Raw genomic sequence first — 4,125 nt, forward strand, 5'->3', positions numbered from 1 at the left:
GTCACATGAAGTTACAGGCCAAATCCTTAGCTCTCCTAGCAGGTGCTAGTGAGTCTGAAGTTGCTCCCCTCGTTAAGCACCTCATCGCAGATAAAACCTTTAACTTAGAGACAGCCCAGCGCTATCTCGAAAACTTAAGATCATAAAAAACTCAGACGAATTCGTCTGAGTTTTTTGTACTTAAATACTTTTTCCAGGTAATAGGGTGACTGGTAAGAAGTAACCAGTTGTCGCGACTTCCTTGCCTTCGATCTTCTGCAAGAGAAGATCAACAGTGAGTTGGGCAATCTCTTCCAAGGGTTGCTTGATGGTCGCCAGTTGAGGGTAGTAGTTTTCGATAAAGTAAGTCCCATCATAGCCGATGACTTTGAGCTCTTCAGGAACAGAGATTCCCAGTTCCTGAGCTATTTTGATAACCAAGATGGCTGTCAGATCATCTGAAGCAAAGATAGCATCTGGTTTCTGATGAGTCAAGATATTCTTGATTTCCATTTCCTTTCTGACGGGAGAAAAGTCACTCGAAACATTGATAATAGGCGCTTTTGGGAGTACAGAGGCAAAACCAGCATGACGCAGTCCAGTAGGCGAATTGGAATTGTCATTCCCTGTAATCATGATAATAGACTGGGCACCTGTCTTGACCAAGGTTTGGGCAGCGAGAACCCCGCCACCGTAGTTGTCAGAGGAGACAACAGGAATGTCTGGAGACAAGTTTCGGTCAAAGGAAATGATTGGCGCTGTTACACGATTGTAGTCTTCAATTCCCAAGTTATGACTACCAGAAATGATACCGTCGACCTGATTGGCCTCTAGCATTTCGATGTACTCCCGTTCCTTCTTAGAGTCGTGCTCGCTGTTACAGATGATGGTCTTGTATCCATTTTTAAAGAGTTGGTGTTCCAACTTATCAATCAATTCTGCATAGAAAACATTGGAAATATTTGGGAAAATTAAGCCAATCAACTTAGCTGATTTTCCTTGGAGGCTACGAGCTAAATTGTTGGGCTTATAGCCCAATTCTCTCATGGCTTCATTGACCTTGAGAATGGTTTTTTCAGACAGATAACCTTTTTTATTGATAACCCGAGAAACGGTAGTAGGGCTGACACCAGCAAGTTTTGCGACATCAGTTAGTTTTGCGACCATAATCTAATTCATAGTAGGTTCCGGTTGGGTTTCCAGATTTGATCAGGATACCATTTTGATCGGCATTCGGAAAGACGCGACCAGAAAATACTTTTTCTCCTTTATTGATAAAAATTTCAAAAACAGAATTGTCGATGAAGATGTTAGCAGTAGTAGTTTGCTTGTCGATTGGGCAAGAACGAGTGCTTCCAAATTCTTGGGCGTACTGCTCACCAGCCTGGCTACGATCCACTGTCACTTGACCATTTACAAGGTCAAAGTTGATTGAAAGTCCCTTGCCTTCTTTGTCGGCAAGTAAGACAATCTCGCTCTGGCTATTGGCTTCCAAGTTGAGCTCGAGTTCATAGCTGTTATTGGTTTGAGCACGATTTGAAAAGGGTTCTTCAGAGACACGAAGGTCCTTGATAGCTGCGACAGGGTATTGGTAGAGTTTGCCATCTTTGATAGTGAGTTCCTTGACCAATGAGAAAGTTCCTTGGTGGTCAAAACGATCAGATGGGTAGACTACATCTGGTAGTCCAAGCCAACTAACTGCTAGAGAGCGTCCGTCTGGAGCGTTGAAGGCTTGCGTTGCATAGGCTTCGAAACCATAGTCTAGATTTTGCAATGGAGAGACATCTACCATTTTAGCATTTTCAGGATCAAAAGAAGCCCCGATTTTGTACATGTTTGGATAGATATTATCATAGTCTAGAACACTCTTATCCAATCCTTGCGGGCAGTAGAGAAGTACAGGTTGTTCACCGATAAAGACCAGATTTGGACATTCCATCATATAGGCAGTACGGTCGTTGGCAAAGTCTAGGTCACCAACTGCTTGCCAGTTGGTGTAATCATTATCTATAGCCTTGTAGAGACGAACAAAGCCTTTTTTCTCCAAGTCCTGTCCACCCACGATAGCATAATATTGCCCCTTAAAGTTGAAAATTTGTGGGTCACGGAAGTGATCAGTAGAGTCTGATGGCTGGTCAATCAAGATCTTGTCAATTTTTGTAATCTTGCCATCCTTATCTAAAAGAGCCCCGATCTGGTAGGGGTGACGGATCCAGTTTTCATCACGGACATTTCCAGTATAAAATAGGAACAACTGATCGCCAAACTGCATGGCAGAACCAGAGTAGGCACCGTGGCTATCTAATGGAGTATCTGGCAAAACTTTGACTCCAGTTTCTGTAAAGCGCACTAAATCATCACTTTCAAGCTGCACCCAAGACTTCAACCCATGTGCTGCACCAAAGGGGAAGTTCTGGTAAAAGAGAATCCATTTGCCATCGAAATAAGAAAAGCCATTTGGGTCATTGAGAAGACCTATTTTAGGCTCGACATGGTAACGAGTATGCCAAGGAGATTGTGCCATCGTTTCCTTGATTTGTTTGATTTCATCATTAGACCAGTCTTCATAGCGTCTATAACGGCGCTCAGTTGTCCATTCCATTTTATCTTTCCTCCTAAAGTTCTACTACCTTAATAGTAAACGTTTTCGACCAAAAAAGCAAGTCTTTTATGTTAAAAAATAGCAAAAAATGTCAAACGGTTGCCATAAATCAAGTAAAGGAAATCTAACAAATTTTCACGAAAAAATGAAAGAAAATGTAAATAAAAACCTTTATTCCTCAAGTTTAAAGATATTTTTTTGAGGAAAAAGAGAATTTCCCTCAAAAACGAGCAAAAATAATCAGAGGAAAAAGAAAGGGAATAAAAATTTCTGCAAAACGCTTGACATATTTTAGAAACATGATAAAATAATAGTCGTAGGGCGGATAAAATCGCTTTCAAACACTTTACAAAATTTTATATAAGGAGATTTTTGCAAATGAACAATCAGGATATTGCAAAAAAGGTCATCGAAGCCCTTGGTGGACGTGAAAATGTCAACAGTGTAGCTCACTGTGCGACTCGTCTACGTGTCATGGTCAAAGATGAAGGGAAAATCAAGAAGGAAGTGATTGAGAACTTGGATAAAGTTCAAGGAGCTTTCTTTAACTCAGGCCAATACCAAATCATCTTTGGGACTGGTACAGTAAACAAGATGTACGACGAAGTGGTTGCACTTGGTTTGCCAACCTCTTCTAAAGAAGACATGAAGGCAGAAGCTGCCAAACAAGGAAATTGGTTCCAACGTGCTATCCGTACTTTCGGTGACGTATTCGTACCAATCATTCCAGTTATCGTAGCAACTGGTCTCTTCATGGGTGTTCGTGGTCTCTTGACTGCTCTTGGGATGACACTTCCAGAAGATGTGACAACTTACACTCAAATCTTGACTGATACAGCCTTTATTATCTTGCCAGGATTGGTTGTTTGGTCAACCTTCCGTGTATTCGGTGGTAACCCAGCCGTTGGTATCGTCCTTGGTATGATGCTCGTATCTGACTCACTTCCAAATGCCTGGGCTGTTGCTTCTGGTGGTGAAGTAACTGCAATGCAGTTCTTCGGATTTATCCCAGTTGTAGGTTTGCAAGGTTCAGTTCTTCCAGCCTTCATCATCGGGGTTGTCGGAGCTAAATTTGAAAAAGCTGTTCGTAAAGTTGTTCCAGATGTACTTGACCTCTTGGTAACACCGTTCGTAACACTCCTTGTAATGTCAATCCTTGGATTGTTTGTTATCGGACCAGTCTTCCACGTTGTTGAAAGTTACATCCTCATTGGAACAAAAGCTATTCTTAACTTGCCATTCGGACTTGGTGGTTTCTTGATTGGTGGAGTTCACCAATTAATCGTCGTATCAGGTGTTCATCACATCTTCAACTTGCTTGAAGTTCAATTGCTTGCTGCTGACCATGCTAACCCATTCAACGCTATCATCACAGCTGCCATGACTGCTCAAGGTGCTGCGACAGTAGCCGTTGGTGTGAAAACTAAAAATCCTAAACTTAAAACACTTGCTTTCCCAGCTGCTCTTTCTGCCTTCCTAGGTATTACTGAGCCTGCTATCTTCGGGGTTAACTTGCGTTTCCGTAAACCATTCTTCCTTTCATT

3 protein-coding genes and 1 pseudogene are annotated in these 4,125 nt (G+C 41.9%); 2 read left to right on the forward strand and 2 right to left on the reverse strand.

Annotated features, from left to right (window positions below; genetic code table 11):
• Positions 1-146 (forward strand): annotated as a pseudogene (locus GMD6S_RS12495) (hydroxymethylglutaryl-CoA reductase, degradative); the annotation flags it as partial.
• A gap of 34 nt (positions 147-180) precedes the next feature.
• Here the strand turns inward: GMD6S_RS12495 and GMD6S_RS10925 are convergent.
• Entirely contained in the window at positions 181-1,146 is a 966-nt protein-coding gene (locus tag GMD6S_RS10925; RefSeq protein ID WP_000225979.1) for a LacI family DNA-binding transcriptional regulator, read from the reverse strand.
• The gene (locus GMD6S_RS10930; protein WP_000455343.1) at positions 1,127-2,581 is read right to left on the reverse strand and encodes a sucrose-6-phosphate hydrolase; all 1,455 of its coding nucleotides are present in this window, start codon (positions 2,579-2,581) and stop codon (positions 1,127-1,129) included. The genes GMD6S_RS10925 and GMD6S_RS10930 overlap by 20 nt, the downstream gene beginning before the upstream one ends.
• A gap of 378 nt (positions 2,582-2,959) precedes the next feature.
• Between GMD6S_RS10930 and GMD6S_RS10935 the strand changes: the two genes are divergently transcribed.
• A partial coding sequence (locus GMD6S_RS10935) for a PTS transporter subunit EIIC (protein ID WP_001064507.1) occupies positions 2,960-4,125 on the forward strand: 1,166 nt, incomplete at its 3' end.

It is taken from the genome of Streptococcus sp. GMD6S (assembly GCF_000297015.1).